Raw genomic sequence first — 26,065 nt, 5'->3', positions numbered from 1 at the left:
GAGGAGGTTTAGCAAAATGATTCAAAATCCAATTTTACCGGGGTTTAACCCTGATCCTTGTATTTGCCGGAAAGGAGAAGATTATTATCTGGCGGTTTCTACCTTTGAGTGGCTTCCGGGAATTCCCATATATCATTCCAGAGATTTAAAAAACTGGGAATTATATACCCATGTGTTGACAGAGGAACAGGTGGATTTGAAAAAGCTGCCGAGTGCAAAGGGTATCTGGGCGCCATGTCTGACCTATTGTGAGGCAGAGGATCTGTTTTATGTGGTATATGGAGTTATGAATTCCATGAATGCGCGTTACTTTGACGTGGATAATTATTTAATTACGGCAAAGGATATTAAAGGGCCATGGAGTCAGCCTGTATACCTTCATTCTTCCGGTTTTGACGCTTCCATTCTTCATGATACAAATGGGAAAAAATACATTGTTTCTTTAGATTGGGAAACAAGAGAAGGGTATGAAAAACCGGGCGCTATTTGTATGGTAGAGTACTCTTCAGAAAAGAAGGAAATCCTGGGATACCCGAAACGTATTTGGAGAGGTGGTACAGACAGAGGCTGTATAGAGGCGCCCCATTTGTATAAAAAGGGTGAATATTATTATATTATGTGCGCGGAAGGAGGAACCGGATACAATCATTGTGTGACCATGGGGCGTTCCAAAAACGTCTGGGGACCTTATGAGAAAGACCCGCTGAATCCCATTGTAACCAGTGTGCCGGGAGAATCTTATGAGCGTCATGACCCGGATCATCTGAAGCCTAAATACTATAATCCTGAATCCATTCTGCAGAAATCCGGTCATGGAAGTTATATAGACCTTCCTACAGGGGAAACTTATCTGGTGCATCTTTGTTCCAGACCCTTTGCTCCGGAGCTTCGCTGTACCCTTGGACGGGAAACGGCAATTCAGAAGATGGTATGGACAGACGATGGTTGGCTGCGTATGGCAGACGGAAGTAATCTGGCAAAAATGGAAGTACCGGAATCCTCCCTGCCGGACTATCCGGTGGCACAGATTCCGAATATGGATCATTTTGATGAGTCAGAGCTGAGAAATTGTTATTATGCGCCGCGGATTATGCCTCAGAGTTTTGCTGATGTAAAAGCGAGACCCGGATACGTAAGAATCCGCGGACAGGAATCCAGAACCTCTCTGAATAAAGTCAGTATTCTGGCAAGAAAGCTGACAAGTGTGTATGCACGAATTACGACGAAAATGGAGTTCATACCAGAGGTTCATCAGCATAGCGCAGGACTTATCTTGTATTATGATAACATGAATTATATTAATCTGAGAAAATATTACAGTGAAACTCTCGGAGGAAGCGCCTTATCCATTATTCACCTGGAAAATGGGGAGAAAACAGAATTTCTAAATACCAGAATTCCAGTAGAGGATAAGCCTGTGTATTTAAGGCTTTATATACAGGGAAGAAAATCCTGGTTTGAATGGAGCTATGATGGAAAAAATTATGAAAAAATCGGTCGTGTCTTTGATACGACAAGATTCTCAGATGAATATTGCAAATATGGAGAATTTACCGGTACCATGGTGGGAATTACCTGTGCAGACAGGGTAAAGCATCAGCATTATGCGGACTTTGATTTTTTCGAGTATGTGGCAGATGAGAAAAAAGGGGTAGACTAAGAAAAATCGCGGAGCATTTTTATTTTATGGAACAAAAGTGATAAAAAAACGGCTAAAATCTTAATGTTTATAGAGATTTCAGCCGTTTTTTGCATTTAAGCTGAAAATGGGACTCGAACCCACGACCCCTTCATTACGAGTGAAGTGCTCTACCAACTGAGCTATTTCAGCATTACTTACAATTGATAATTTTACCGAATTTTCATCTCAATGTCAAGATTTTTTTCTCTAATGGCGTAAAGTTTTCTGTAAAGCCCAAGGTTCATTGACAGCATATGGTATTTGTGCCATTATAGAACTTGAAAATTGCATGATAACTCAAAAACTTGCACATACTATCTTTTGTACACTATATGGTTGTGCTATCTCGAGATAAGGAAAGGGAAAAGGCAATGAAAAAAAGAGTTTTCATGATTTGGTTTTGCACAATTCTGGCAGGAAGTCTGTTGGCAGGCTGTGATGAGAAAAAGCAAGAAAGCAGCACAGAACTGGTACAGCAAAGCATCAGTCATCAATTTGTTGATGGGCTTACAGATGAAACAGAGTTATAAGAAGAACAGGACTGATTTCGGAGGTGGAGGTTATGGAAAAGAACGTGAAAATTACAGTTGTGGGAATTGGAGGCGTAGGGGGATATATAAGCGGTATGTTGGCAAAAACATATGAAAATGTAACCCTGGTAGCAAGAGGAGCGCGCAAAAAATCTCTGGAGAAAGAAGGAATTTGTCTGCACAGTCAGTACAATGGGGAAATCACTGCAAAAGCAAAAAGAGTGGTAGAAAGCGGACGGGAAATAGAGGAGATTCAAGACTTCATTTTTCTCTGTGTGAAAAATTATTCACTGGAAGAGGTATGCCGGGATTTACAGAATTGTATAGATTCTCATACAGTCATTTTGCCCATTATGAATGGAGCCGATACGGCAGAACGGACGAAAAACTTTTTGAAAAACGGAATAGTAGGAGAATCAGTTATCTATATTACCGCCTTTTTTAACGAAGACTATTCCATTACACAGATTGGAAACTATGCTAAAATTCTGGTGGGAAAGACACAGGCAGACGCAGAGGAAACAGAAGGCATCAGGCAGGTTTGCAGGTGTCTTTTGGAGGCTGGTATGGACTGCAGATATGTGGTGGACAGTCAGGCGGCTGTCTGGGAAAAATACATATTTAACTGTGCTTACAATGTGCTGACAGCCTATTACATGGAGATGACGGATAGTCTGCATACCTCAGAGAAAAAATGCAGGGAATTTATGGAACTTTTAAAGGAGGCTTATGCAGTTGCTATGGCAAAGGGAATTTCCATTCGGGAAGGCTATACAGAAAGCGAGTATGGGCGTTTTATGAAGCTGGATAAAGGCTCTACCAGTTCTCTGAAGCGAGATATGGAAGCAGGCAGGAAAAGTGAATTGGAAACTTTCAGCGGATATCTTATGAAAGAGGCGGAAAGATTGCAGGTTCCGGTTCCTCTGTCAGAAAAAATGTATAAAAAATTAAAAGCAGAATATGTGACCTCCGAATCCTGATGTTGGGCTTGAAAATTTGGTATATATCAAAAAAGAATAATAAATTATCGAAAAACGATAAAAATATATTAAAAAACAGTTTCATCTATGTTATCCTGTGAAAAAGGAAAACAGATGAAGCTGTTTTTTAAATGGAGAAAGAGAGGTTTTAATATGAATTGGAATCTATGGCGTTGGTTCTGCGGGTGATAAAGAATGTATTTGCACAGGCAGAAAAAATAAAAGAAGAAAATGATTACACCATATAGAAAGGGAGTGGCAACATGCCTATTGTAGTAAATTTAGATGTGGTTATGGCAAAGAAAAAAATCAGCGCCGGGGATTTGGCAAAGGCCATTGACATTACACCGGCGAATCTGTCTGTCCTGAAAAACGGTAAGGCAAAAGCCGTTCGTTTTACAACCTTAGAGGCTTTGTGCAGAGAACTTCAGTGTCAGCCGGGTGATATTTTAGAATATGTAGAAGAGGAGTAAAACCTTTTATTTTAAAGAAGAAAAGAGGCTTGTATATGGAAAATTATGTGAAAATAGACCCGGAAATAGAGTCACTTTGTGAAGAAAAAGCTGTCTTTGAGAAACCCATGAGCAGAATGGGTATGTATATTTTTGCCTATGGATTCACTGTAAAAAGAATTCTGACCAGCGTTTTTACAGGAATTTGCGTATTGCCAATGGAAGCTTTGTTGTAATTAAATTTATAGAAAATTTCAGAAAAGAATTTCTTGAAGTGATAGAGCAAACAATGCTACAATTTGAACACAACAAGACAAGGAGGAAGCTTATGACAACAATGAAAAAGCAAAAAGCAAGCAAAAAAATCCGTTACTATGAAAATGAAAACGGACCGAAGATTGGTGTTGTATATCAACAGGTTATTTGTGAAGAAGGACTGTATTTCAGAGATATTAATGGAGATGGGAAATTAAACACATACAAGGATTGGAGAAAATCCCCGAAAGAAAGAGCCAAAGCGCTGGCAGCAGAGTTATCTGTAGAGGAAAAAATCGGTCAGTTGTTTTTGAGCTCCTGGAAAATGGGAATTGAGCAGGAAGACAAAGGGTTTGTAGATGAAACCGGGTTGTTAGACGAGAAACCTGTGGAAAAGGGAAGCTCTATTTTTGCAGTTAATTCTACAGTAGGGACAACAGAAACCATAAAGGACTGGAAAGTTCGCCATTTTATTTTAAGAGGAAATCCTAAGCCGGAGGAACTGGCAGACTGGATCAATGAGATGAATAGTGTGGCAGAAGAAAGCGAGTATTTTTTACCTGTATTGGTCATTTCTAACTCCAGAAATGAAAACGGAGAAGTTGTGTTTGGTATGAATGACGCTTCCGGTGTGTTTGCTGCATGGCCGGGGACACTGGGAATTGCAGCAGCAGTAAAGGGCGCCGGAACAGGGTTGATTGATGATTTTGCTTCCTGTATCAGAAGGGAATGGGACGCAGTCGGTATGAAAAAGGGTTATATGTATATGGCAGACTGTATGACCGATCCCAGATGGCAGAGAACTTATGGAACTTTTGGGGAAGATTCTCAGTTAATTAGCGACATTTTAGAACGTCTGATTCCGGGAGTTCAAGGCAGCGAAGAAGGGGTAACCCGGGACGGTGTCGCCATGACTGTGAAACATTTTCCGGGAGGGAGCGCCAGAGAGAACGGCTTCGATCCTCATTACAAACAGGGGCAATGGAACGTGTACCAGACGGAAAACAGTCTGGAAACTTACCACCTTCCCCCATTTAAAACAGCTGTCAAAAAGCACACTTCTTCCATTATGCCATACTATGCAAAGCCGGCAAAAGAAAAGAGCAGGGAACAGTATGACTTACAGGGAAGACCTATTGAATGGAAGCCTGTAGGATTTGCATTTAATGATTTTTTTATCAATAAGATGTTGAGGGAACAAATGGGATTTGAGGGGTATATCAACAGCGATTCCGGTATTATGCAGATGATGGCATGGGGAGTGGAAGAACTGGAAATCTGTGAAAGAGCCGCTCTTGCCATTAACGCAGGTGTAGATATTATCAGCGGTTCCTATGATTTGGAAGATGCGAAGGAAGCTTACAGAAGATGGAAGGAAGGTTATTATACAAAACAGGGACACGAAGTGCCAAAAGGGTATACGGCTGAGCAGCTCACCCTTTCTGAGGAGGCGCTCACAAGGGCTGTGGAGCGTACTCTGACTGAAAAATTTGCGCTGGGACTGTTTGAAAATCCATATCGGAATCCTCAGGAAGCAGCAGAAATTGTAAAGAATCCCAAGGACTGGGAAAACGCTCAGAAAGTACATCGTCAGTCCGTGGTATTGTTGAAAAATGATGGGACTCTGCCGCTGACTTTTGATAAAATTTCTGATAAAAAAGTTTATGCAAGATGTTTCCATAAGATTGAGGAAAATGCGGAAAAGGCGACAGCAGAATTGAAAAAACAGCTCCAGAAAGAACCATTGCTTACTTTGACTGAGAATCCCGAAGAGGCAGATGTGGCGATTTTGTTTGTATCTCCAAGTTCAGGAGAATATTTTAATGCTACACCGGGCTATCTGGAACTGGATATTTGTGACGGAAAAGAAGTCTGCGACGTCGATGAGGAGGGCAGACCGGCGAAGACAACACATCTGGAAACAACGCTTTTAAAGGTAAAAGAACTTGCTGAAATTGCAGAGGCAGTACATGCAAATCATGGAAAAGTTGTGACAAATATTAACTTTACTTTGGCATGGCAGGTGGGAAATGCAGAACCGTATGCAGATGCGTTACTGGCTGGTTTTGATACTTATCCAGGCGCTGTTTTAGATGTGATTTTCGGCAGATTCTCTCCGGTAGGAAAGATGCCCATCACACTTCCGAAAGATGACAGCGTACTGGCAGTGAATGCAGATGGTGTGTGTATTTCGCCGAATGATGTACCGGGATATGATAAAGATCAATATATGCCGGAGGAAATGAAGGACGAAAATGGAAAAGCGTATGCTTACCGGGATACAGCTGGAAATTACTACGAACTTAATTTTGGGCTTCATTATGAACAGTAATTATGGTTACTATGACAAAAAAATAGTTGACAAAATAAAAAAAGAGCCGTAAAATAAGACCAACAAAAGCGAAACCGATGAGAAAGAGGAGTAAACTTTAAAGGAAATCACAGAGAGCGGCAGGCGGTGAGATTGCCGTATGAAATTTAGAGTTGAATGGACTTTCGAGGGCGGCCCGAAATGAAAAAAGTAGGCGTCGTCGGGAACCGAACCCGTTATCAATCAGGAGCATATGTTGGTATGTGAGAGAGAGGACATTTTGTCAAATTGAGTGGTACCGCGATAGTAATGTATATTATTACCGTCTCAAGTTATTTATTAACTTGGGGCGGTTTTTTTATTGCATAGGAAATTCCTTCGGAATCCTATTGTATAGGGAACGTTACAGGAACCTGCCCGATTCTCACAGAACAGTTATAACAGCTTTTGAAAAAAGAAAAAGGAGATAGGGAACATGAAAAAAAGAGGAATTGCAATGGTATTAGCAATGGGAATGGCAGCAGGAATTCTTACAGGCTGCGGTAAGACAGAGAAAATAGCGGCAGAGGAAGGTATTTATGAAATCGGAATCTCTCAGTTTGCAGAACATGGCTCTTTAGATAACTGCAGAGAGGGATTTCTGGAAGGGCTTAGGGAAGAAGGGCTGGAGGAAGGAAAAAATCTGAAAATCCAGGTGAGCAATGCAGATGCAGATACGGGAACTGCCGCACAGATTGCTGATAATTTTGTATCTGAGGATATGGATTTAATCTGTGCCATTGCTACACCCAGCGCTCAGGCAGCCTACAATTCTGCAGTAAGCGCAGAAATCCCGGTAATCTATACTGCAGTTACAAATCCTGAGGAAGCAGAGCTTGCCACAGAGGATAAAATGCCGGTTGGAGCTGTGACCGGAACCAGCGACCAGCTTCCGGTTGAAGCACAGCTTCAGATGATTCGGGAACTGATGCCAGAGGCAAAAACCATAGGAATTCTATACACTACAAGCGAAGCAAATTCTGCATACAGTATTAAGCAATATGAAAAGTATGCGCCGGATTACGGATTTACCATTGAAACAGCAGGTGTTACCAATACGTCAGAGGTTTCCCTGGCAGCGGCAGGACTTCTCGAAAAGGTAGATTGCCTGACAAATCTCACAGACAATACGGTAGTCAGTGCGCTTCCAACAATTTTAAAACAGGCAGAGGAAGCGGAGATTCCGGTGTTTGGAAGTGAAATTGAACAGGTAAGACTGGGGTGTCTGGCTGCAGAAGGTTTAGACTATGTGAATCTGGGAAAAGCAACCGGAAAAATGGCGGCAAAAATTTTAAAGGGAGAGGCAAAAGCAGAAGAAATGAAATATGAACTGCTTACAGAGAGCAGTCTTTACCTCAATGAAAAGACTGCAGAAAATCTGGGGATTGAACTTCCGGAGAACATGAAGGAAGAGGCAGAGGAAGTCTTTACAGAGATTGCAGAGGCACAGTAAGCATACAGGAGGAGCAGCTATGGAGTTTTTAATAACCATTTTTGAACAGGGGCTGATTTATGGGATTTTAGCCTTGGGTGTGTATATCACATATAAGATTCTGGATTTTCCGGATCTGACTGTGGACGGCAGTTTCCTTTGGGCGGAGCAGTAACGGCAATGCTTCTGAAGCAGGGGATAAATCCCTGTTTCACCCTTCCGTTGTCCTTTCTGGCAGGAGCGGCAGCAGGAGTGTGTACCGGGGTAATCCATGTGAAGGGCAAGGTACGGGATTTGCTTTCCGGGATTATTATGATGACAGCTTTGTATACGGTGAATCTTACAGTTGCAGGCTCAAACAATGTGCCTTTATTCTCTAAGAAGACAATTTTTAATCAGGAGATACCGGACTTTTTTGCTTTTATTTTCATTTTTATGATAGCAGCAGTGAGTAAAATCTGTTTGGATTTGTATCTCAAAACACGTTCCGGTTACCTTCTGAGAGCCGTGGGAAGTAATGAACTTTTAGTTACTTCTTTGGCAAAGGATAAGGGAAATGTTAAAATATTGGGGCTTGGAATTTCTAACGGGCTTGTGGCGTTAAGCGGTAGTGTTTTCTGTCAGCAGCAGGGTGTTTTTGATATCTCTTCAGGTACGGGGGCTATGGTAATCGGCCTTGCCAGCGTGATTGTGGGAACCAGTCTTTTTCAGCTTTTTACAAGGGTTTTCAAAAAAAGATTCGGTGGATTTTTCAAAGTTACTACCTTTGTTTTTGCAGGAGCAATCCTGTATAAGGCCTGCACAGGAATGGCGATTCGGTACTTTGAACCAAAGGCAATGAAAATGATTTCCGCAATTTTTTTACTGGGAGTGTTAATCCTGGTTTTGTTGTTGGAACGTTCAGAAAAGAAGAGGTGAGAGCATGCTTGCATTAAAACATATTTATAAATATTACAATCCGGGAACCGTGAATGAGATGTGTTTGTTTGAAGACTTTAATTTCACAGTTCAAAAAGGAGAGTTTGTATCCGTGGTAGGAAGTAATGGTTCCGGAAAGACATCTATGCTGAATCTGATATGCGGGAGTATGGAGCCGGATAAGGGAGAAATTTTGATGAACCAGAAACCAATAACTCAGGTAAAGGAGTATCAAAGACTGGCTTCCATAGGGAGGGTTTATCAGAATCCTGCCCTTGGAACTTGCCCGGATATGACGATTTTGGAAAATTTGTCTATGGCAGAGCAAAAAGGAAAATGCTTTGGACTGCAAAGAGGAACAAATAAAAAAAGAATTCCTCAATATCGGGAAATGCTCGCGCAATTGGGCCTTGGACTGGAGGATAAGCTGCAAGTCAAGGTAGGGGTCTTGTCCGGAGGGCAAAGACAGGCATTGTCCCTGCTGATGTCTGTTATGACTCCGGTGGAATTTCTGATTCTGGACGAGCATACGGCAGCGCTGGATCCTAAGACCGCAGATGTGATTATGCAGCTTACAGACCGCATTATAAAAGAGAAAAAACTTACTGCGGTTATGGTAACCCACAATCTCAGGTATGCGGCACAGTATGGAAACCGTCTGGTAATGATGCATCAGGGAAAAGCTGTTATGGATATCAAGGGAGAAGAAAAAAAGAGGATAAAGATAGAGGATATTCTTGAAAAGTTCAATGAAATCAGCATAGAATGCGGGAATTAGGAAAAATAGAATTTTGACATTTCTTTGACAGGAAAATATGGGCTTGAACCAGCCAATATATTGTGCTACCATAGTATGTGTTGACTAAATATAGTGGAGGTCGTGCTATGACAGTAGAAGAGTGGCTGGGACAGGAGAACCAGCTTGGAATGGATATCTGGACGAAAAAATATTGTACAGAGGGTGAAGATTTCGAGGACTGGCTTTTAAGAGTCAGCGGCGGAAATGAAGAAATCAGCCGGTATATGAGAGAGAAAAAGTTTCTTTTCGGCGGAAGAATTTTATCCAACCGAGGGCTGGAAAAGCAGGGGAGAAAGGTAACATATTCCAACTGCTATGTAATTACACCGCCGGAAGATGAGATTGAGAGTATTTTTGAATGTGCCAAAAAGCTGGCGCGTACCTATAGTTATGGTGGCGGCTGTGGAGTGGATATTTCAAAACTCAGTCCACGGGGGGCAAAGATTAACAATGCGGCAAAGGAAACCAGCGGTGCAGTATCTTTTATGGAACTGTATTCTCTGGTGACGGCTTTGATTGGACAGAATGGAAGAAGAGGCGCTTTGATGATTTCCATTGATTGTTCCCATCCTGATGTAATGGAGTTTATTGAGCTGAAAACAGATTTAGAGAAGGTGACAAAAGCCAACATTTCTATTCGAATCCATGAAGATTTTATGGAAGCAGTGAAAAAGAATGAAGAATATCTGCTGCATTATACAAGAGAAACCACAGGTGAGGTAATTGAAAAAAGAGTTAATGCAAGGGAACTCTTTCGCCGAATTACGGAAACGAACTGGGATTATGCAGAGCCCGGCGCCCTGTTCTGGGATCGCATTACAGACTGGAATCTGTTAAGCAATACAAAGGAATTTTCTTATGCAGGTGTGAATCCCTGTGCAGAGGAACCCCTTCCGGCAGGAGGAAGCTGTCTTCTGGGAAGTATTAATCTGGCAAAATTTGTGGAAAATCCCTTTACCGAGGAGGCTTATTTTGATTTCGACGGATTTAAGCTCTGTGTGCAGGCTGCTGTTAAGGCATTAAATGAGGTTTTAGAGGAAGGTCTTCCCCTTCACCCTCTTCCGGAACAGCGGGAAAGTGTTGCCAAATGGAGGCAAATCGGACTGGGCATTATGGGGCTGGCAGATGCGCTGATTCAGTTAGGGCTTACTTATGGAGAAGAAGACGCAGTGCAGATGTGTGATAAAATCGGTTTTGCCATGGCAGATACCGCCATTGCTACTTCCGCAAGACTGGCAAAGGAACTGGGGGCATTTCCGGCATGTAATGCAGAGGAAATTATGGAAACGCGATATTTTGTTGCCAATACTACGGAAAAAACGAGAGAACTGGTACGCAAATATGGCCTTAGAAACTCTCAGCTTTTGACCATTGCGCCTACGGGAACCCTGTCTACCATGTTGGGAATTTCCGGGGGAATTGAACCTGTATATGCAAATTATTATGAGCGGAAAACAGAATCTCTTCACGGGACAGATGTCTATTACAAGGTGTATACCAAAATCGTGGAAAGTTATATGAAAGAACATAAGCTGACTGATGATAAACAGCTTCCGGACTATTTTGTGACAGCTATGACATTGGATTACCGGCAGCGTATTGACATGCAGTCTGTATGGCAAAAGCATATTGATGCATCTATCAGTTCTACGGTAAATGTACCGGAGAGTTTCACGGTAGAAGAAACAGAAAGCCTGTACTTATACGCTTATGAGCAGGGGTTAAAGGGCATTACAATTTTCCGTGATGGCTGTAAACGAATCGGTATTTTAAATGCAAATGCAAAGGAAAGCAAAACCGTGACTGCAGGAGAAGGGCTGAAACGCGGAGAAATTATCATGGTGTCAGACGATGTCATCGGAAAGAAAAGAAAGCTGATTACCGGCTGCGGAAGTCTGCACTGTATTGCGCTTTTTGATCCTCATACAGGAGCGCTTTTGGAAACATATTTAAGTAAGGGTTCTACCGGTGGGTGCAATAACTTTATGGTAGGACTTTCCCGTATGATTTCTATCAGCGCCAGAGGTGGGATTGATATTGAAACCATTGTGGACCAGTTGAATTCCAGTGGTTCCTGTCCATCTTATACGGCTCGCAGAGTAACCAGAAAGGATACCAGCAAGGGCGCCTGCTGTCCAATGGCTGTGGGAAATGCATTGATGGATATGTATAAAGAGATGCAGGAAGAATTAAGCCAGAGAAGTGAAAAGGAAGAAACAGGAAAGGTAAAAAAAGCCCCAAAGCCGAAGGCGGTCACAAAGAGAGAGGAATCAGATAAAATTTACTGTCCGGAGTGCGGAGAACCTCTTGTTTTTGAAGAGGGGTGCAATATTTGCAAGAGCTGTGGCTGGAGTAAATGCCACTGACAGAAAAGAAAGAAGAGGGGGAAACGTATGAAGCTACTCTTTAAACAAAAGATGTTTTCATGGCTGGACAGCTATGAGATTTATAATGAGGAAGGGGACATTGTCTATACCGTTAAAGGACAGTTAGACTGGGGGCATTGTCTGAAAATATACGATAGCAACGGACAGTATGTGGGCATGGTAAGAGAAAAGGTATTGACTTTTATGCCCAGATTTGACTTATATGTAGGTGAAGAGCAGGCAGGTTCTGTACAGAAGGAATTTTCCTTCCTGAAGCCAAAGTACAACATTGATTTTATGGGCTGGCGGGTAAGCGGAAATGTAATGGAATGGAACTACGAGATACAGGATACCAATCAGATGAGTATTGCCCTGATTGGAAAAGAAGTTTTCCACTGGACGGATACGTATGTTATGGACATCGGACGCAAAGAAGATGCTCTGTATGTAGTTATGCTGGTGCTGGCCATAGATGCGGAAAAGTGTTCTCGCCAGTCTTAAAAGAGTTCAGAAGGAGGAAGTATGCGCTTAGAGAGAGTACAGAGTTTACTGAAGGAAAAAGGCTTTCCTTTTACTTACACAGAAGAAGAGGGGTGTGGAAGTCTTGATTTTGAATACAGGGGAGTTGCCTATCATGTATGGGAGTTTTTTGACCAGGTCTGGGGTGCGGAAACCAATGTGCGGAATATGGGAAGACATGAAGACCTGTTTGGGGATTATGAAGAAGAAATTTTAAAACTTGTGAGTAAATGGAATTAAGGGCAGCAGTCAAAAAATATTTTTCACTTTTCTCTTGACATTGACGCAGCGGAAACAGATAAGATGAAAACACAGAGAGAAAGGAGAGAGAAATATGGAATATAGTATACGCCAGCTTGCTGCACTGGCAGGAGTCAGTACCCGAACATTGCGGTATTATGATGAAATTCATCTGTTAAAGCCGGCGCGGGTGAACGAAGCGGGATATCGCTATTATGGAGAGAAAGAGGTTGCGGTTTTGCAGCAGACTCCAGATTTCAGGAATATTATGACAGAAACCAGAAGGGGTGCGCCGCCTTTCTGATAAAGGCAGTGGAATTCTGGGCGGATAAACAGAAATAAAACATAGGCATAGGGAATCGCTCTTTTTTGTATTTTGACATGTCAGCGGAATGCAGGAAAGAGTGATTCTTTTATGCCTGTTTCTTTTTTGAAATTTAAAGACAGAGCCAAATCCTCTAAAGGATTTTGGATAAAATTAGTTGAAAATTCCAAACTGATACTATATACTTATAAAATAATGCCCTGAAAGGACTTGATGAAAAATGGAAAATAAAGAACTGATTTTTGACAGTAACATAGATAAATTAATAGAAAGCGCTGACCTGACAAGAGAAGCCCCCACAGAAGAGCCATATCGTCAGTACTGGTTTATGAAAAAAGCAAGGGAGCTTACAGAAGAAAAATCCAGGGAGTTAAACCGCAGGCTGACTTTTTGTGTCAATACCTTCGGCTGTCAGATGAATGCAAGAGATTCTGAGAAGCTGGTTGGTGTGTTGGAACGTATTGGCTATGTGGAAGCTCCTGACGAAAATGCAGATTTTGTTATTTACAATACCTGTACAGTACGGGAAAATGCAAACCTGCGTGTTTACGGACGTTTGGGCTATCTCCACAGCCTGAAAAAGAAAAACCCGCATATGATGATAGGTCTGTGCGGGTGTATGATGCAGGAACCTCAGGTGGTGGAAAAGCTGAAAAAAAGTTATTCCTTTGTAAATCTGATTTTCGGTACCCACAACATCTATAAATTTGCAGAGCTGGTGGTGGCAGCTCTGACGAATAACCGTATGGTTATTGATATTTGGAAGGATACCGACAAAATTGTAGAGGATTTGCCAAGTGAGAGAAAATATCCATTCAAATCCGGTGTCAATATTATGTTTGGCTGCAACAATTTCTGCAGCTATTGCATTGTGCCGTATGTGCGGGGACGGGAACGCAGCCGTAATCCAAAGGATATTATAAGGGAAATTGAACATCTGGTGGCAGACGGCGTGGTAGAGGTTATGCTTTTGGGACAGAACGTAAATTCTTATGGAAAGAATCTGGAAGAGCCTATGACTTTTGCCCAGCTTTTACAGGAAATAGAAAAAATTGAGGGCTTAGAGCGTATCCGCTTTATGACTTCTCACCCAAAGGATTTGTCTGATGAATTAATTGAAGTTATGAAAAACAGCAAAAAAATCTGCCGTCATCTGCATCTGCCCCTGCAGTCAGGAAGCAGCGAGATTCTGAAGAAAATGAACCGGAAATATGACAAAGAGCAGTATCTGAATCTGGTGGAAAGAATCCGTAAAGCCATGCCGGATATTTCTCTTACCACAGATATCATTGTGGGCTTCCCGGGTGAAACAGAAGAGGACTTTTTGGAAACCGTGGACGTAGTGGAAAAGGTACGTTATGACAGTGCTTTTACTTTTATTTATTCCAAGAGAACCGGAACTCCTGCGGCAGCTATGGAAAACCAGATTCCGGAAGATGTGGTAAAAGACCGTTTTGACCGCCTTTTGGCAAGAGTGCAGGAGATTGGAAGAAGCATGTCCGCAAGATACACGGGAACCGTGCAGGAGGTTCTTGTGGAAGAGCAGAACAGCCAGGATACACACCTTATGACAGGAAGGCTTTCCAATAATCTGGTGGTGCATTTTGAAGGAGATACTTCTCTTATTGGGAAGCTCTGTCAGGTACGTCTGGACGAGTGCAGAGGCTTTTATTACATGGGTACAAAGGTAGGATAAAGACACAATGGGAATTTCAATAAAAGATGTAACTGTGTCATCATTATCACCGATGATGCAGCATTATGTAAAGACGAAAGAAGAATACAGTGACTGTATTTTATTTTACCGTTTGGGTGATTTTTATGAAATGTTTTTTGAAGACGCTCAAACCGTATCCAGAGAACTGGAACTTACCCTGACTGGAAAAGACTGTGGTATGGAGGAGAGGGCGCCCATGTGCGGCGTTCCTTTTCATGCGGCAGAGGTTTATATAAACCGTCTGATAAGCAAGGGATATAAAGTAGCGGTCTGTGAACAGGTGGAAGACCCTAAACAGGCAAAGGGTATTGTAAAAAGAGAGGTTATTCGCGTGGTGACGCCGGGAACCACTCTAAATACTCAGGCTCTGGACGAAACAAAAAACAATTATATTATGTCTGTGGTATATCTTTCAAACCGTTTTGGCATTGCCATTGCAGATGTTACCACAGGCGATTTTATGGTTACAGAAGTGGAAAATATCCGCAAACTGTCAGATGAAATCTATAAATTCTCTCCGGCAGAGCTTTTGTGCAACGAAGCCTTTTGCATGTGCGGTGCAGATATGGACGAATTGAGAAATCGTCTGAATATTTCGATTACCACACTGGAAAACTGGTATTTTGATGACGAGCTCTGTGCCCGTACCTTGAAGGAACACTTTCATGTGGGGACCTTAGAAGGGTTGGGGTTAAAGGACTATGCCTGTGCTGTCATTGCAGCAGGGGCCCTTTTTTCCTATCTTCTGGAAACGCAGAAAACTTCTTTGGAGCATATGCGGGCAATTACCCCGTACATTACAGATAAATATATGCTTATTGACAGCTCCACCAGACGAAATCTGGAGTTGACAGAAACCATGCGGGAAAAAGGGAAAAGAGGTTCGCTTTTATGGGTGCTGGATAAAACCAAAACCGCCATGGGAGCCAGAATGCTTCGTACCTTTCTGGAGCAGCCTTTGATTGATAAGGAGGAAATCAATGCCCGTCTGGACGCTGTGGAGGAAATCAATCAGCATGAGATGGACAGAGAAGAGCTGCGGGAATACCTGAATCCTGTGTATGATCTGGAACGTTTAATCAGCCGGGTCAGCTATCAGTCTGCAAATCCCAGAGATTTGCTCTCCTTTAAAACTTCTATTGGTATGATTCCGCCTATTAAAAAGCTGTTAGAGCCTTTTAACTGTGAAGAGCTGAAGCGGATTTATGAGGAAATGGACGAACTACAGGATTTATATGCGCTTTTAGATGCGGCTATTGTAGAAGAGCCACCCCTTGCCATGAAAGAAGGCGGCATTATAAAAGACGGGTATCATGAGCAGATTGACCATTTCCGTGAGGCAAAGACAAAGGGAAAGACCTGGCTTGCCGAGCTGGAGGCATCAGAAAAGGAAAAAACGGGAATCCGTACCTTGAAAGTGAAATACAATAAGGTTTTCGGTTACTATCTGGAAGTGACCAATTCTTTTAAGGATATGGTGCCGGATTACTATACCAGAAAGCAGACCCTGACCAATGCAGAGCGTTATATTACTCCGCGATTAAAAGAACTGGAGGATATGATTTTAGGTGCGGAGGACAAGCTGTATGCTCTGGAATATGATGAATTTGTAAAAGTACGCAGCGAAGTAGCGGCTCAGGTAGAGCGGATTCAGAGAACCGCAAAGGCTATTGCCCGTCTGGACACCTATTTGTCTTTGGCGCTCGTTGCGTCCCGAAATCAGTTTGTACGCCCGAAAATCAATACTAAGGGTGTTATTGATATTAAAAACGGTCGTCACCCGGTAGTGGAAAAAATGATTTCCAATGATCTGTTTATCCCAAACGACACGTATCTGGATAATGGAAAGAACCGGATTTCTGTTATTACGGGACCAAACATGGCAGGAAAGTCCACCTATATGCGCCAGTCTGCGCTGATTGTGCTGATGGCACAGATTGGTTCCTTTGTTCCGGCTGACAAAGCAAATATCGGAATTGTGGACCGGATTTTTACCCGTGTAGGCGCGTCAGACGATTTGGCAAGCGGGCAGAGTACCTTTATGGTGGAGATGACAGAGGTTGCCAATATTCTCAGAAATGCTACGTCCAAGAGCCTTTTGATTCTGGACGAAATCGGCAGGGGAACCAGTACCTTTGACGGGCTTTCCATTGCGTGGGCAGTCATTGAACATATTAGCAATACAAGGCTTTTGGGGGCGAAAACCCTGTTCGCCACCCATTACCATGAACTGACGGAACTGGAAGGTAAACTTGCAGGTGTAAACAATTATTGCATTGCCGTAAAAGAGCGTGGCGATGACATTGTATTTTTGAGAAAGATTGTAAAAGGCGGTGCGGATAAAAGCTATGGAATTCAGGTTGCCAAGCTTGCCGGAGTGCCGGACACGGTCATTGACCGGGCAAAGGAACTGGTAGAGGAATTGGTCAGTGCGGACATTACAGCAACGGTAAAAAACATTGCTTCCGAAAACAGAAAACCAAAGGCAAAGCCGGTGGTACATTATGATGAAGTGGATATGGAGCAGATTTCTCTTTTCGATACCGTCAAAGATGATGATGTGCTGGAGGAATTAAAATCCATTCAGGTGGACGAGTTGCGTCCTGTAGATGCCCTGAATATTTTGTACCGGCTTCAAAACAAGCTGAAAAACAGATGGTGATAAAAAGTGAGAAAAATTGCGGTTTTAGACCAGAATACAATTGATAAAATTGCAGCGGGAGAGGTTGTAGAACGCCCGGCTTCTGTGGTAAAGGAATTGGTAGAAAATGCCATTGATGCAGGGGCAACTGCCATTACAGTAGAAATCAAAGAAGGCGGCATCGCCTTTATCCGCGTGACAGATAACGGCGGAGGCATTGAGAAAGAACAAGTACCTTTGGCGTTTCTGCGTCATGCCACAAGCAAAATTGAAAGGGTGGAGGATTTGCTGCAGATTTCCTCCCTGGGCTTTCGAGGAGAGGCGCTTTCCAGTATTTCTGCGGTTTCCCAGATGGAGGTTATTACAAAAACAGGAGATGCGCTGACCGGCGTACGTTATGTCATCGAGGGCGGCAGGGAAAAGCTTTTCGAGGAAGTAGGTGCGCCAAACGGAACCACGATGCTGGTGCGGAATTTATTTTTTAATACGCCTGCCAGGGCAAAGTTTTTAAAAACGGCCATGACGGAGGCAGGATATGTCAGCGGGTATATGGAGCAGCTTGCCCTTTCTCATCAAGATATTTCTTTTAAATACATGGTAAACGGGCAGACAAAGTTGCATACCTCCGGAAATTCCAATTTAAAAGATGTGATTTACGGCATTTACGGCAGAGATATTACCAGAGAACTGCTTCCCGTAAGTTTTGAAAGATTGGGTATTTCTATTGAAGGATTTATCGGAAAACCGGTGATTGCCAGAGGAAACCGGAATTTTGAAAATTATTATATTAATGGCAGATATGTAAAGAGCAAAATTCTAATGAAAGCCATTGAAGAAGCCTATAAACCTTATATGATGCAGCACAAGTATCCTTTTGTGTGTCTGCATTATGAAATTCAGGGGGAGGAAATCGATGTAAACGTACACCCTACTAAAATGGAGGTGCGTTTTCAGAATCAGGGCGCTGTATACAATGCTACTTATGATATGATAACAGAGGCACTGTCAAAAAGAGAGATGATACCAGAGGTAAAGCTGGAAAAGAGCACAGAGAAAAAAGAAGAAAAAATCACAGTGCCGGAACCCTTTGAAACAGGATATAAAAAGCAGGCAAAGCAGTGGGAAAACCAGATTCGGGAGCCAAAAAGCAGGTATATGGAAACAGAACGAAATCCTGGGGCGTCTGTTGAAGCTTCCGGGAAGCTGCAGCCAAAGCAGGAAAAAGAAGTCTTTCCAACAGGACTGCGCCCTGCAGTGGCAAGGCTGGAAAACTCAACAGAAGAACAACAGGAAGGGACAGCCTTTGCAGAAGAAAAGAAAGATGCTGGCAATTCTTTGGAAAACGATACGCCTGCTGCTTCTGAAAATGCGGTTGTTCAGGCAGAAAAACCTGTGCAGATGGAATTATTTGATGACCGTTTGCTTTCCAAAAAGTCCCGTGTTCGTCATCGGATTATCGGGCAGCTTTTCGATACCTACTGGCTGGTGGAATTTGACAATAAATTTTATATCATTGATCAGCATGCAGCCCATGAAAAGGTGCTGTACGAGCGTTTTATGAAGGAATTTGCCAATCGGGAGATTGTAACCCAGATGATTTCGCCGCCTCAGGTGGTTTCTTTGAATCTACAGGAGGATTTACTTTTGAAAACCCATATGGAACTTTTTCAGAGATTTGGGTTTGAGATTTCTGAATTTGGAGGCAGGGAATACAGCATTCACGGAGTACCGGCAAACCTTTACGGAGTTTCTGTACAGGACTTTTTTGTAGAACTTCTGGACAGTCTGGAAAATGAAAATACCAGACAGCCTCTGGATATTCTCACCGGGCGTATTGCAACAGCAGCGTGCAAGGCTGCGGTAAAGGGAAACAATATGCTCTCTGTACAGGAGGCAGATAAGTTGATTGACGAGCTTTTGGGACTGGAAAATCCATACCACTGTCCTCATGGAAGACCCACCATTATTTCCATGACGAAATATGAGCTGGAAAAGAAATTCAAGCGGATTGTGTAGGTGAATATTTTGAAAAAACCTTTGATTGTACTGACAGGCCCCACGGCTGTGGGAAAAACAAAACTTTCCATTGCCCTTGCAAAGGCAGTGGACGGAGAAATTATTTCAGCGGATTCCATGCAGGTGTATAAATATATGGATATTGGTTCCGCAAAAATTACAAAAGAAGAGATGGAGGGAGTTCCCCATCATCTCATTGATGTGCTGGATCCGGGAGAAGATTTTCATGTGGTGAGGTTTCAGGAAATGGCAAAGCAGGCTATGGAGGAAATTTATGCCAAAGGGAAAATCCCTATCCTCGCCGGAGGAACCGGATTTTATATTCAGGCAGTGGTAAAGGATATTGATTTTTCAGAAAATACAGAAAAATCTCCGGTGAGGGAAGCGTTGGAAAAGCTGGCAGAGGAAAAGGGAAGCGAATTTCTTCACGAAAGGCTGCGGGAGATTGACCCTCCTTCTGCAGACAAAATCCATGCCAACAATGTGAAGCGTGTGATTCGCGCTTTGGAGTATTATCAGATGACAGGAGAACGGATTTCAGACCATAACGCCAGAGAGGCAGAGAAGGAATCTCCTTATAATACGGCTTACTTTGTATTAAATGATGTGCGGGAAAGATTGTATGCCCGCATTGACAGCCGGGTGGACGAGATGTTAAAGCAGGGGCTTTTAGAGGAAGTCCAAAAGCTGGCAGATATGGGGTATACCAAAGATATGGTTTCCATGCAGGGGTTAGGATATAAGGAAATCCTGTCCTATCTGGATCATACATGTACGCTGGAAGAAGCGGTTTATATTTTAAAGCGGGATACCCGCCACTTTGCCAAACGGCAGCTTACCTGGTTCAAACGCGAAAAAGACGTAATCTGGGTGAATAAAAATGAATTTGCATATAAGGATAAAGAAACCCTTGATTATATATTGAAAAACTGTGAGAAAAGAGGAATTATACCATGCAGGAAATGACAGAAATGTATCAACAGCTTGGCATCAGCCAGAAGGTACTGGATTTTGGAAATAAAATTGAAGAAGATTTGAAGGAGCGTTTTCTTGCCATTGATGAAAATGCAGAATACAATCAGTTAAAAGTTCTTCATGCCATGCAGAAAAACAAGGTCAGCGAGGCATGTCTGTATTCATCTACAGGTTATGGATACAATGATATCGGAAGGGATACCCTGGAAGAAGTCTATGCCAGCACCTTCCATACAGAGGCAGCCCTGGTGCGTCCCCTTCTGGCCTGCGGAACCCATGCCCTGGCTGTGGCTCTTGCGGGAAATCTCCGTCCCGGAGATGAACTGCTCTCCCCTGTGGGAAAGCCTTATGATACCTTAGAGGAGGTCATTGGTATCCGTCCGTCCAAAGGTTCTCTGGCTGAATATGGCGTAACCTATCGTCAGGTAGAACTTTTAGAAGACGGCAGCTTTGACTATGAAGGGATTCGTCAAGCGATTAATGAGAAGACAAAAATGGTGGAGATACAGCGTTCCAAAGGCTATCTCACCCGTCCTACTTTTTCGGTCAGCCAGATTGGAGAGTTAATTGCTTTTATTAAGGGGATTAAGCCGGACGTTATTTGCATGGTGGATAACTGCTACGGTGAATTTGTAGAAAAAATAGAGCCAAGTGATGTAGGCGCTGATTTAATTGTAGGCTCTCTGATTAAGAATCCCGGCGGCGGACTTGCCCCAATCGGCGGCTATATTGCAGGAAAACAGGAATATGTGGACAATGCCGCATACCGTCTGACCTGTCCGGGCCTGGGCAAAGAAGTGGGGGCAACCCTGGGTGTAAACCCTGCCTTTTATCAGGGTTTTTTCCTGGCGCCAACTGTGACAGCCGGAGCTTTAAAGGGAGCAATTTTTGCAGCAAATATCTATGAAAAACTGGGCTTTTTGGTAACGCCAAACAGTACGGAAAGCCGTCATGACATTATTCAGGCAGTGACCTTTGGCACTCCGGAGGGCGTAGTGGAGTTCTGTAAGGGAATTCAGGCGGCAGCGCCGGTAGACAGCTATGTAGAGCCGGAGCCATGGGCAATGCCGGGTTATGACAGTGATGTAATTATGGCGGCCGGAGCTTTTGTACAGGGTTCTTCCATTGAACTTTCTGCAGACGGTCCTATTAAGCCGCCTTATACGGTATATTTCCAGGGAGGTCTTACCTGGTATCACGCAAAGCTGGGAATTCTTATGTCCCTGCAAAAGTTGGCAGACAAGCATCTGGTAACCATTCCGGAAGAATAGGAGCAATATGGAAAAAAAGCAAATCTGTGTCGTAGGCGGCGGAGCGTCAGGTATGATGGCAGCCATTATGGCAGCGCGAGGCGGCGCAGCCGTTACACTTTTGGAACATAATGAAAAAACAGGCAGAAAAATCCTGGCAACAGGAAACGGACGCTGCAATCTTACCAATCGGGTACAGACGCCTGGGTGTTATCACAGTTCAGAACCCAATACAGCCTGGGAGATTTTACAGCAGTTTTCCCTTTCGGACACCCTGGAGTTTTTTGAAGAAATCGGTATTTCTGTAAAGGAGAGGGATGGATATCTGTATCCTGCGTCCATGCAGGCAGCCAGCGTACAGGAGCTTTTGGAAATGGAGGCGCGTTATCGAAAGGTAAAAATCAAATGCAGGGAACATGTAAAGGAAATTCTTCCGGGAAAGAAAATAGCCTCCCAGTTTCCTTTTTTGGTAAAAACAGAAACCTGGCAGTATGAGGCAGATGCTGTGATTCTGGCCTGTGGCTCCTGTGCTTCCAGAATCGATGGGGCGGACGGCAGCGGTTATGTACTGACAGAGGAGCTGGGACTTTCTCTGGTGGAGCCTCTTCCGGCACTGGTGCCTTTGATTGGAAAGGAAAAATATTTTTCCAAGTGGGCAGGTGTCCGTGTGGAAGGACGGATTTCTCTTCTGAAAGGAACAGAGGTGGTAGATACGCAGGAAGGGGAACTGCAGCTTACAGATTACGGTATTTCCGGCATTCCGGTTTTTCAGTGCAGTGCTCTGGCAGCCAGACTCTTAAAGGAAGGGCAGAAACTTACTGCTATGCTGGATTTTCTGCCCGCCTGTACCATAGAGGAAATCAGACAACTTCTGGGAAAACGACGGGAGCAATGTCCCTACAAATCCACTGCTGCGTTGCTTACAGGACTTTTTCCGGAAAAGCTTTGCCAGGTGCTTATGGAGGGAAAACCGGATCTTTTTGCACTAGCAGAGAAAATCAAAGAATTTCCTGTGAAAATAAAGAAAACAAAAGGTTTTGAAACTGCCCAGGTGTGTACAGGAGGTGTTTCTCTTTCAGAGGTCAATCCCCGTACCCTGGAATGTAAGCGCATACCCGGACTGTATCTGGCAGGAGAACTGCTGGACACAGACGGCATCTGCGGAGGATATAACCTGCAGTGGGCATGGACAACCGGCGCCTGTGCAGGAAAGGAGGCGGCAAAATGTTAAGCGTTTGTCAGATTAAGCTTCCAGTCACTCATACACGGGAGGATTTGGAAAAGAAACTGCTGTCAGTTCTGCGGATTCCAAGAGAAGAGCTTCTTTTCTGGAGGATTGCCAGACAGTCATTAGATGCAAGGAAAAAACCGGATTTATTTTTTGTCTATACGCTGGAGGCTTCAGTAAAAAAAGAGAGTAAGGTGCTGAAAAAAATACGTTCAAAAAATGTAAGTCTGCTGGCTGCAAAAAAATTCAATTATCTTTGTGTACAAAAGGATTCTTTTTACCGTCCGGTTATTGTAGGCAGCGGCCCGGCGGGGCTTTTTTGCGCCTATTATCTGGTAAAGGCAGGATTAAAGCCCCTGCTTCTGGAACGGGGAGAAGACGCGGACAGCCGTAAAAAGACAGTGGAGCATTTCTGGAAAACAGGCGAACTGAATCAGGAATCGAATGTACAGTTTGGAGAAGGCGGTGCAGGAACCTTTTCTGACGGAAAACTGAATACTCTGGTAAAAGACCCTGCAGGTAGAAACAGGGAGGTTTTAAAGATTTTCGTGGAGGCAGGAGCGCCAGAGGAAATTCTCTATCAGCAAAAGCCTCACCTTGGCACAGATACCTTGATAAACATTGTAAAAAATATCCGGAGTTTTATTGAGCAGGCAGGGGGAGAAATTCGTTTTTCTTCTAAAATGACGGATTTGAAGATAAAAGATGGAAGGATTTCTTCCATTACTATAAACGATACAGAAGAAGTTTCCACAGACACACTGGTGTTGGCTGTGGGGCACAGCGCCAGAGATACCTTTGCCCTTTTAAAGGAAAAAGGGATCCATATGGAAGCCAAAGCATTTGCTGTAGGACTTCGCGCAGAGCACCCTCAGTCCCTGATTAACGCTTATCAGTACGGACAGGAAACAGAGGGCGTTCTCGGCGCAGCCAGTTACAAGCTGACCCATAAAGGAGAAAATGGAAGAGGTGTGTACAGTTTTTGCATGTGCCCGGGAGGGTATGTGGTCAATGCATCGTCAGAACAGGGAAGACTTGCAGTAAACGGTATGAGTTATCAGGACCGTGGCTCTGTAAATGCCAACAGTGCGTTGATTGTAACTGTGACGCCGGAGGATTTTCCGGGAGAGGATATACTTTCCGGTATGGAATTTCAGCGAAAGCTGGAAGAAAAGGCGTACAGACTGGGAAAAGGCAAAATTCCCGTGCAGCTTTATGAAGATTTTTGTAAAAATCAGGTTTCTGCTGCATTGGGCGCGGTAAAGCCCTGTATGAAAGGGGATTATGCCTTTGCAAATCTGAGAACTCTGATGCCGGAAGTATTAAATGAAACCCTGATACATGGAATTGAGGCATTTGGACATATCATTCCGGGATTTTCCAGGGGAGATATGGTATTATCCGGAATTGAAAGCAGAACTTCTTCTCCGGTGCGAATCTGCAGAAACGAAGCCTTTCAGTCCTCTGTATCCGGGATTTATCCCTGTGGAGAGGGCGCAGGCTATGCAGGAGGCATTACATCTGCTGCCATGGACGGACTGAAAGTTGGAGAAGCAATTATGAAAAATCTCATAAATTTTTCGTAAGGCATATACAGTTTTTGCAATCTGTGCTACAATGAATCTGCGAAAACCCTATGCTATAAAATGTGCCAAAGAAATCATAACATAGAGTATGGCAGAATTGAAAAAAATGAAACAGATACCAGAAGAAGAACGGCCCTATGAAAAGTGCGTGCGTCTGGGCGCAGAAGCCCTTACAGACGCAGAACTTCTTGCTGTTCTTTTACGAACCGGAACGAAGGGAAGCCCTTCTGTTCATATGGCGGAGGAAGTTTTGAATCTGTCCAGAGAAAAAGAAGGACTTTTAGGGCTTCACAGCTTAAGTCTTACCCAGTTAAAATCCGTAAAAGGTATCGGAAAGGTGAAAGCAGTACAGATTAAGTGTATCGGGGAGCTTTCCAAACGCATTGCTCAGACAACGGCAAGAAAAGGACTTCAGTTTACAAAGCCCTGGAGTATTGCGGATTATTATATGGAAAGACTTCGTCATAAGGAGCAGGAGGAGCTTATCTGTATGATGCTGGATACTAAAAATCATTTGCTGGGGGAGGAAATGATTTTTAAGGGGACGGTAAACGCATCTTTAGTCAGCCCAAGGGAGGTTTTCCTTGCTGCCATGTCTTATCATGCAGTGGGAATTCTTCTTGTACATAATCACCCCAGCGGCGACCCTGCTCCAAGTCAGGCTGATTTGGATTTTACACAGCGGATACTGGAAGCAGGAGAGCTTCTAGGGATTTCCCTTTTAGACCATATTATTATCGGGGACTGCAGATATCTGAGTTTTCGCCAGCAGGGGATTTTTTAAATGTTAAAAAGTTAAAGGGGACAAGTTTACATGCCATTGCATAAAACGTTTGGAGTAGACCTGGGAACCAGTACGGTAAAAATTTATTCACAGGACCAGGATACTGTTTTAACGGAAAAAAACATGATAGCCATTCGCAACCAGAAGCAGATTCTGGCAGTCGGAAATGAGGCATATGGGATTTTTGAAAAAAATCCGTCTAATGTATCTGTGATTTCGCCCATGGCTTATGGGAAGATTGCAGATGTCACTCACACAGAGATGGTTTTACAGGCTTTACTGGATAAGATAAATGCCGGCAATGTTTTCAGCAATATTTTATATCTGGCGGTTCCTTCGGATTTGTCAGAAATTGAACAGCGGGCCTATTATACCATTGGAAATTCCAACAGAAAAAATAATATTTATATGGTGAACAAAACCATCGCAGATGCGGTGGCGCTTGGAATTCCCATTAATCACACAAAGGGAAGCATGATTGTCAATATCGGGGCTCAGAGTACAGAAATTTCTGTTATCGAAAAGGGACGGGTGGTACTGAGTAAAATTGTAGAAATCGGCGGCAAGCAGTTAAACGAAGCGATTGTCAACGAGGTACGCAAACAGTACAATCTCTACATTGGGAACCGGACAGCCAGAAGACTGAAATTTTCTCTTGCCTATCTGAAGGAGGATATCCGGGAAGCGAGAAAAATCGTGGGAGTTGACAGCTTAAGCGGTTTGCCAAGAGAGGGGATTATCCCTTCAGATATGATATATGAAACAATTTTAGGTCCTATCCGCTCTATCTGCGAGGAAATTAAATTTTTTTTAGAGAGAACGCCGCCCCAGATATATCAGAATATACAGGAGCAGGGGATTTTCCTTGCAGGCGGAACTGCCAGAATTCCGGATATGGACTGGTTTTTAAGCCAGGCAACCGGAGAAAAGGTACGTCTGTCAGGATATTACGAACTCTGCACCATTTATGGGTTGAAAGAAATTATTGGAAACCGTACCCTGCAAAAATGGGTCAGGTAGC

General features: G+C 43.3%; 20 protein-coding genes, 1 tRNA gene, 2 pseudogenes and 1 other annotated feature. Of the genes and pseudogenes, 22 read left to right on the top strand and 1 reads right to left on the bottom strand.

Annotated features, from left to right (window positions below; genetic code table 11):
• Positions 1-16: 16 nt before the first annotated feature.
• The gene (locus DQQ01_RS09180) at positions 17-1,660 is read left to right on the top strand and encodes a glycoside hydrolase family 43 protein (RefSeq protein ID WP_111919778.1); all 1,644 of its coding nucleotides are present in this window, start codon (positions 17-19) and stop codon (positions 1,658-1,660) included.
• Between the two features lie 98 nt (positions 1,661-1,758).
• Here the strand turns inward: DQQ01_RS09180 and DQQ01_RS09175 are convergent.
• Positions 1,759-1,831 (bottom strand) — tRNA-Thr (locus DQQ01_RS09175).
• 221 nt (positions 1,832-2,052) lie between these two features.
• Between DQQ01_RS09175 and DQQ01_RS15900 the strand changes: the two genes are divergently transcribed.
• From DQQ01_RS15900 to DQQ01_RS09065, 21 genes and pseudogenes are all read left to right on the top strand, one after another.
• On the top strand, positions 2,053-2,211 hold the full coding sequence (locus tag DQQ01_RS15900) for a hypothetical protein (RefSeq protein ID WP_162624293.1): 159 nt from the start codon (positions 2,053-2,055) through the stop codon (positions 2,209-2,211).
• A gap of 32 nt (positions 2,212-2,243) precedes the next feature.
• Positions 2,244-3,191, top strand: coding sequence for a ketopantoate reductase family protein (locus DQQ01_RS09170; protein WP_111919777.1), 948 nt, complete (start codon positions 2,244-2,246; stop codon positions 3,189-3,191).
• A 263-nt stretch (positions 3,192-3,454) separates the two neighbouring features.
• Positions 3,455-3,664: a helix-turn-helix domain-containing protein gene (locus DQQ01_RS09160; RefSeq protein WP_111919776.1), complete on the top strand. Its 210-nt coding sequence runs from the start codon at positions 3,455-3,457 to the stop codon at positions 3,662-3,664.
• 35 nt (positions 3,665-3,699) lie between these two features.
• A complete protein-coding gene (locus tag DQQ01_RS09155; protein ID WP_111919775.1) occupies positions 3,700-3,879 on the top strand; it encodes a DUF4153 domain-containing protein in 180 nt (59 codons plus the stop codon).
• A gap of 101 nt (positions 3,880-3,980) precedes the next feature.
• The gene (locus DQQ01_RS09150; RefSeq protein WP_111920879.1) at positions 3,981-6,230 is read left to right on the top strand and encodes a glycoside hydrolase family 3 protein; all 2,250 of its coding nucleotides are present in this window, start codon (positions 3,981-3,983) and stop codon (positions 6,228-6,230) included.
• Between the two features lie 68 nt (positions 6,231-6,298).
• Positions 6,299-6,542, top strand: a binding site (T-box leader).
• A gap of 142 nt (positions 6,543-6,684) precedes the next feature.
• Complete coding sequence (locus DQQ01_RS09140) at positions 6,685-7,701, top strand: ABC transporter substrate-binding protein (RefSeq protein WP_111919774.1); 1,017 nt, start codon at positions 6,685-6,687, stop codon at positions 7,699-7,701.
• Between the two features lie 19 nt (positions 7,702-7,720).
• Positions 7,721-8,598 (top strand): annotated as a pseudogene (locus DQQ01_RS09135) (ABC transporter permease).
• A 4-nt stretch (positions 8,599-8,602) separates the two neighbouring features.
• Positions 8,603-9,376 (top strand): ABC transporter ATP-binding protein, encoded by a 774-nt coding sequence (locus DQQ01_RS09130; RefSeq protein ID WP_111919773.1) that lies wholly within the window; start codon positions 8,603-8,605, stop codon positions 9,374-9,376.
• Positions 9,377-9,483: 107 nt separating this feature from the next.
• The gene (locus DQQ01_RS09125) at positions 9,484-11,763 is read left to right on the top strand and encodes an adenosylcobalamin-dependent ribonucleoside-diphosphate reductase (RefSeq protein ID WP_111919772.1); all 2,280 of its coding nucleotides are present in this window, start codon (positions 9,484-9,486) and stop codon (positions 11,761-11,763) included.
• Between the two features lie 27 nt (positions 11,764-11,790).
• Positions 11,791-12,264 carry an LURP-one-related/scramblase family protein gene (locus DQQ01_RS09120; protein ID WP_111919771.1) on the top strand — a complete coding sequence of 158 codons (474 nt, stop codon included), beginning with the start codon at positions 11,791-11,793 and terminating at the stop codon, positions 12,262-12,264.
• A 21-nt stretch (positions 12,265-12,285) separates the two neighbouring features.
• Positions 12,286-12,522, top strand: a complete 237-nt coding sequence (locus DQQ01_RS09115) for a kinase (RefSeq protein ID WP_111919770.1) — start codon at positions 12,286-12,288, stop codon at positions 12,520-12,522.
• 94 nt (positions 12,523-12,616) lie between these two features.
• A pseudogene (locus tag DQQ01_RS09110) lies at positions 12,617-12,784 on the top strand (MerR family transcriptional regulator); the annotation flags it as partial.
• A gap of 283 nt (positions 12,785-13,067) precedes the next feature.
• The gene (gene miaB / locus DQQ01_RS09105) at positions 13,068-14,543 is read left to right on the top strand and encodes a tRNA (N6-isopentenyl adenosine(37)-C2)-methylthiotransferase MiaB (RefSeq protein ID WP_111919768.1); all 1,476 of its coding nucleotides are present in this window, start codon (positions 13,068-13,070) and stop codon (positions 14,541-14,543) included.
• Positions 14,544-14,550: 7 nt separating this feature from the next.
• Entirely contained in the window at positions 14,551-17,226 is a 2,676-nt protein-coding gene (gene mutS, locus DQQ01_RS09100) for a DNA mismatch repair protein MutS (RefSeq protein WP_111919767.1), read from the top strand.
• Positions 17,227-17,232: 6 nt separating this feature from the next.
• Complete coding sequence (gene mutL / locus DQQ01_RS09095) at positions 17,233-19,221, top strand: DNA mismatch repair endonuclease MutL (protein ID WP_111919766.1); 1,989 nt, start codon at positions 17,233-17,235, stop codon at positions 19,219-19,221.
• A gap of 9 nt (positions 19,222-19,230) precedes the next feature.
• Positions 19,231-20,187: a tRNA (adenosine(37)-N6)-dimethylallyltransferase MiaA gene (gene miaA / locus DQQ01_RS09090; protein ID WP_111920878.1), complete on the top strand. Its 957-nt coding sequence runs from the start codon at positions 19,231-19,233 to the stop codon at positions 20,185-20,187.
• On the top strand, positions 20,184-21,467 hold the full coding sequence (locus tag DQQ01_RS09085) for a methionine gamma-lyase family protein (RefSeq protein WP_408607861.1): 1,284 nt from the start codon (positions 20,184-20,186) through the stop codon (positions 21,465-21,467). The genes miaA and DQQ01_RS09085 overlap by 4 nt, the downstream gene beginning before the upstream one ends.
• A 7-nt stretch (positions 21,468-21,474) precedes the next feature.
• A complete protein-coding gene (locus tag DQQ01_RS09080; protein ID WP_111919764.1) occupies positions 21,475-22,677 on the top strand; it encodes a BaiN/RdsA family NAD(P)/FAD-dependent oxidoreductase in 1,203 nt (400 codons plus the stop codon).
• Positions 22,671-24,260, top strand: a complete 1,590-nt coding sequence (locus DQQ01_RS09075) for an NAD(P)/FAD-dependent oxidoreductase (RefSeq protein WP_111919763.1) — start codon at positions 22,671-22,673, stop codon at positions 24,258-24,260. Before DQQ01_RS09080 ends, DQQ01_RS09075 begins: the two co-directional genes overlap by 7 nt.
• A 106-nt stretch (positions 24,261-24,366) precedes the next feature.
• Complete coding sequence (gene radC, locus DQQ01_RS09070; RefSeq protein WP_199798006.1) at positions 24,367-25,044, top strand: RadC family protein; 678 nt, start codon at positions 24,367-24,369, stop codon at positions 25,042-25,044.
• Between the two features lie 30 nt (positions 25,045-25,074).
• A complete protein-coding gene (locus tag DQQ01_RS09065; protein WP_111919761.1) occupies positions 25,075-26,064 on the top strand; it encodes a rod shape-determining protein in 990 nt (329 codons plus the stop codon).
• Position 26,065 lies beyond the last annotated feature (1 nt).

It is taken from the genome of Blautia argi (genome assembly GCF_003287895.1).
Classification (GTDB): domain Bacteria; phylum Bacillota; class Clostridia; order Lachnospirales; family Lachnospiraceae; genus Blautia; species Blautia argi.
Note: the sequence above shows the minus strand (reverse complement) of the source record. Positions and strands in the feature narration are given on the sequence as shown.

Coding starts and splice junctions, on each gene's coding strand:
- DQQ01_RS09180 (WP_111919778.1), top strand. CDS start 17: ATGATTCAAAATCCAATTTTACCGGGGTTTAACCCTGATCCTTGTATT.
- DQQ01_RS15900 (WP_162624293.1), top strand. CDS start 2,053: ATGAAAAAAAGAGTTTTCATGATTTGGTTTTGCACAATTCTGGCAGGA.
- DQQ01_RS09170 (WP_111919777.1), top strand. CDS start 2,244: ATGGAAAAGAACGTGAAAATTACAGTTGTGGGAATTGGAGGCGTAGGG.
- DQQ01_RS09160 (WP_111919776.1), top strand. CDS start 3,455: ATGCCTATTGTAGTAAATTTAGATGTGGTTATGGCAAAGAAAAAAATC.
- DQQ01_RS09155 (WP_111919775.1), top strand. CDS start 3,700: ATGGAAAATTATGTGAAAATAGACCCGGAAATAGAGTCACTTTGTGAA.
- DQQ01_RS09150 (WP_111920879.1), top strand. CDS start 3,981: ATGAAAAAGCAAAAAGCAAGCAAAAAAATCCGTTACTATGAAAATGAA.
- DQQ01_RS09140 (WP_111919774.1), top strand. CDS start 6,685: ATGAAAAAAAGAGGAATTGCAATGGTATTAGCAATGGGAATGGCAGCA.
- DQQ01_RS09130 (WP_111919773.1), top strand. CDS start 8,603: ATGCTTGCATTAAAACATATTTATAAATATTACAATCCGGGAACCGTG.
- DQQ01_RS09125 (WP_111919772.1), top strand. CDS start 9,484: ATGACAGTAGAAGAGTGGCTGGGACAGGAGAACCAGCTTGGAATGGAT.
- DQQ01_RS09120 (WP_111919771.1), top strand. CDS start 11,791: ATGAAGCTACTCTTTAAACAAAAGATGTTTTCATGGCTGGACAGCTAT.
- DQQ01_RS09115 (WP_111919770.1), top strand. CDS start 12,286: ATGCGCTTAGAGAGAGTACAGAGTTTACTGAAGGAAAAAGGCTTTCCT.
- miaB (WP_111919768.1), top strand. CDS start 13,068: ATGGAAAATAAAGAACTGATTTTTGACAGTAACATAGATAAATTAATA.
- mutS (WP_111919767.1), top strand. CDS start 14,551: ATGGGAATTTCAATAAAAGATGTAACTGTGTCATCATTATCACCGATG.
- DQQ01_RS09085 (WP_408607861.1), top strand. CDS start 20,184: ATGACAGAAATGTATCAACAGCTTGGCATCAGCCAGAAGGTACTGGAT.
- DQQ01_RS09080 (WP_111919764.1), top strand. CDS start 21,475: ATGGAAAAAAAGCAAATCTGTGTCGTAGGCGGCGGAGCGTCAGGTATG.
- DQQ01_RS09075 (WP_111919763.1), top strand. CDS start 22,671: ATGTTAAGCGTTTGTCAGATTAAGCTTCCAGTCACTCATACACGGGAG.
- radC (WP_199798006.1), top strand. CDS start 24,367: ATGAAACAGATACCAGAAGAAGAACGGCCCTATGAAAAGTGCGTGCGT.
- DQQ01_RS09065 (WP_111919761.1), top strand. CDS start 25,075: ATGCCATTGCATAAAACGTTTGGAGTAGACCTGGGAACCAGTACGGTA.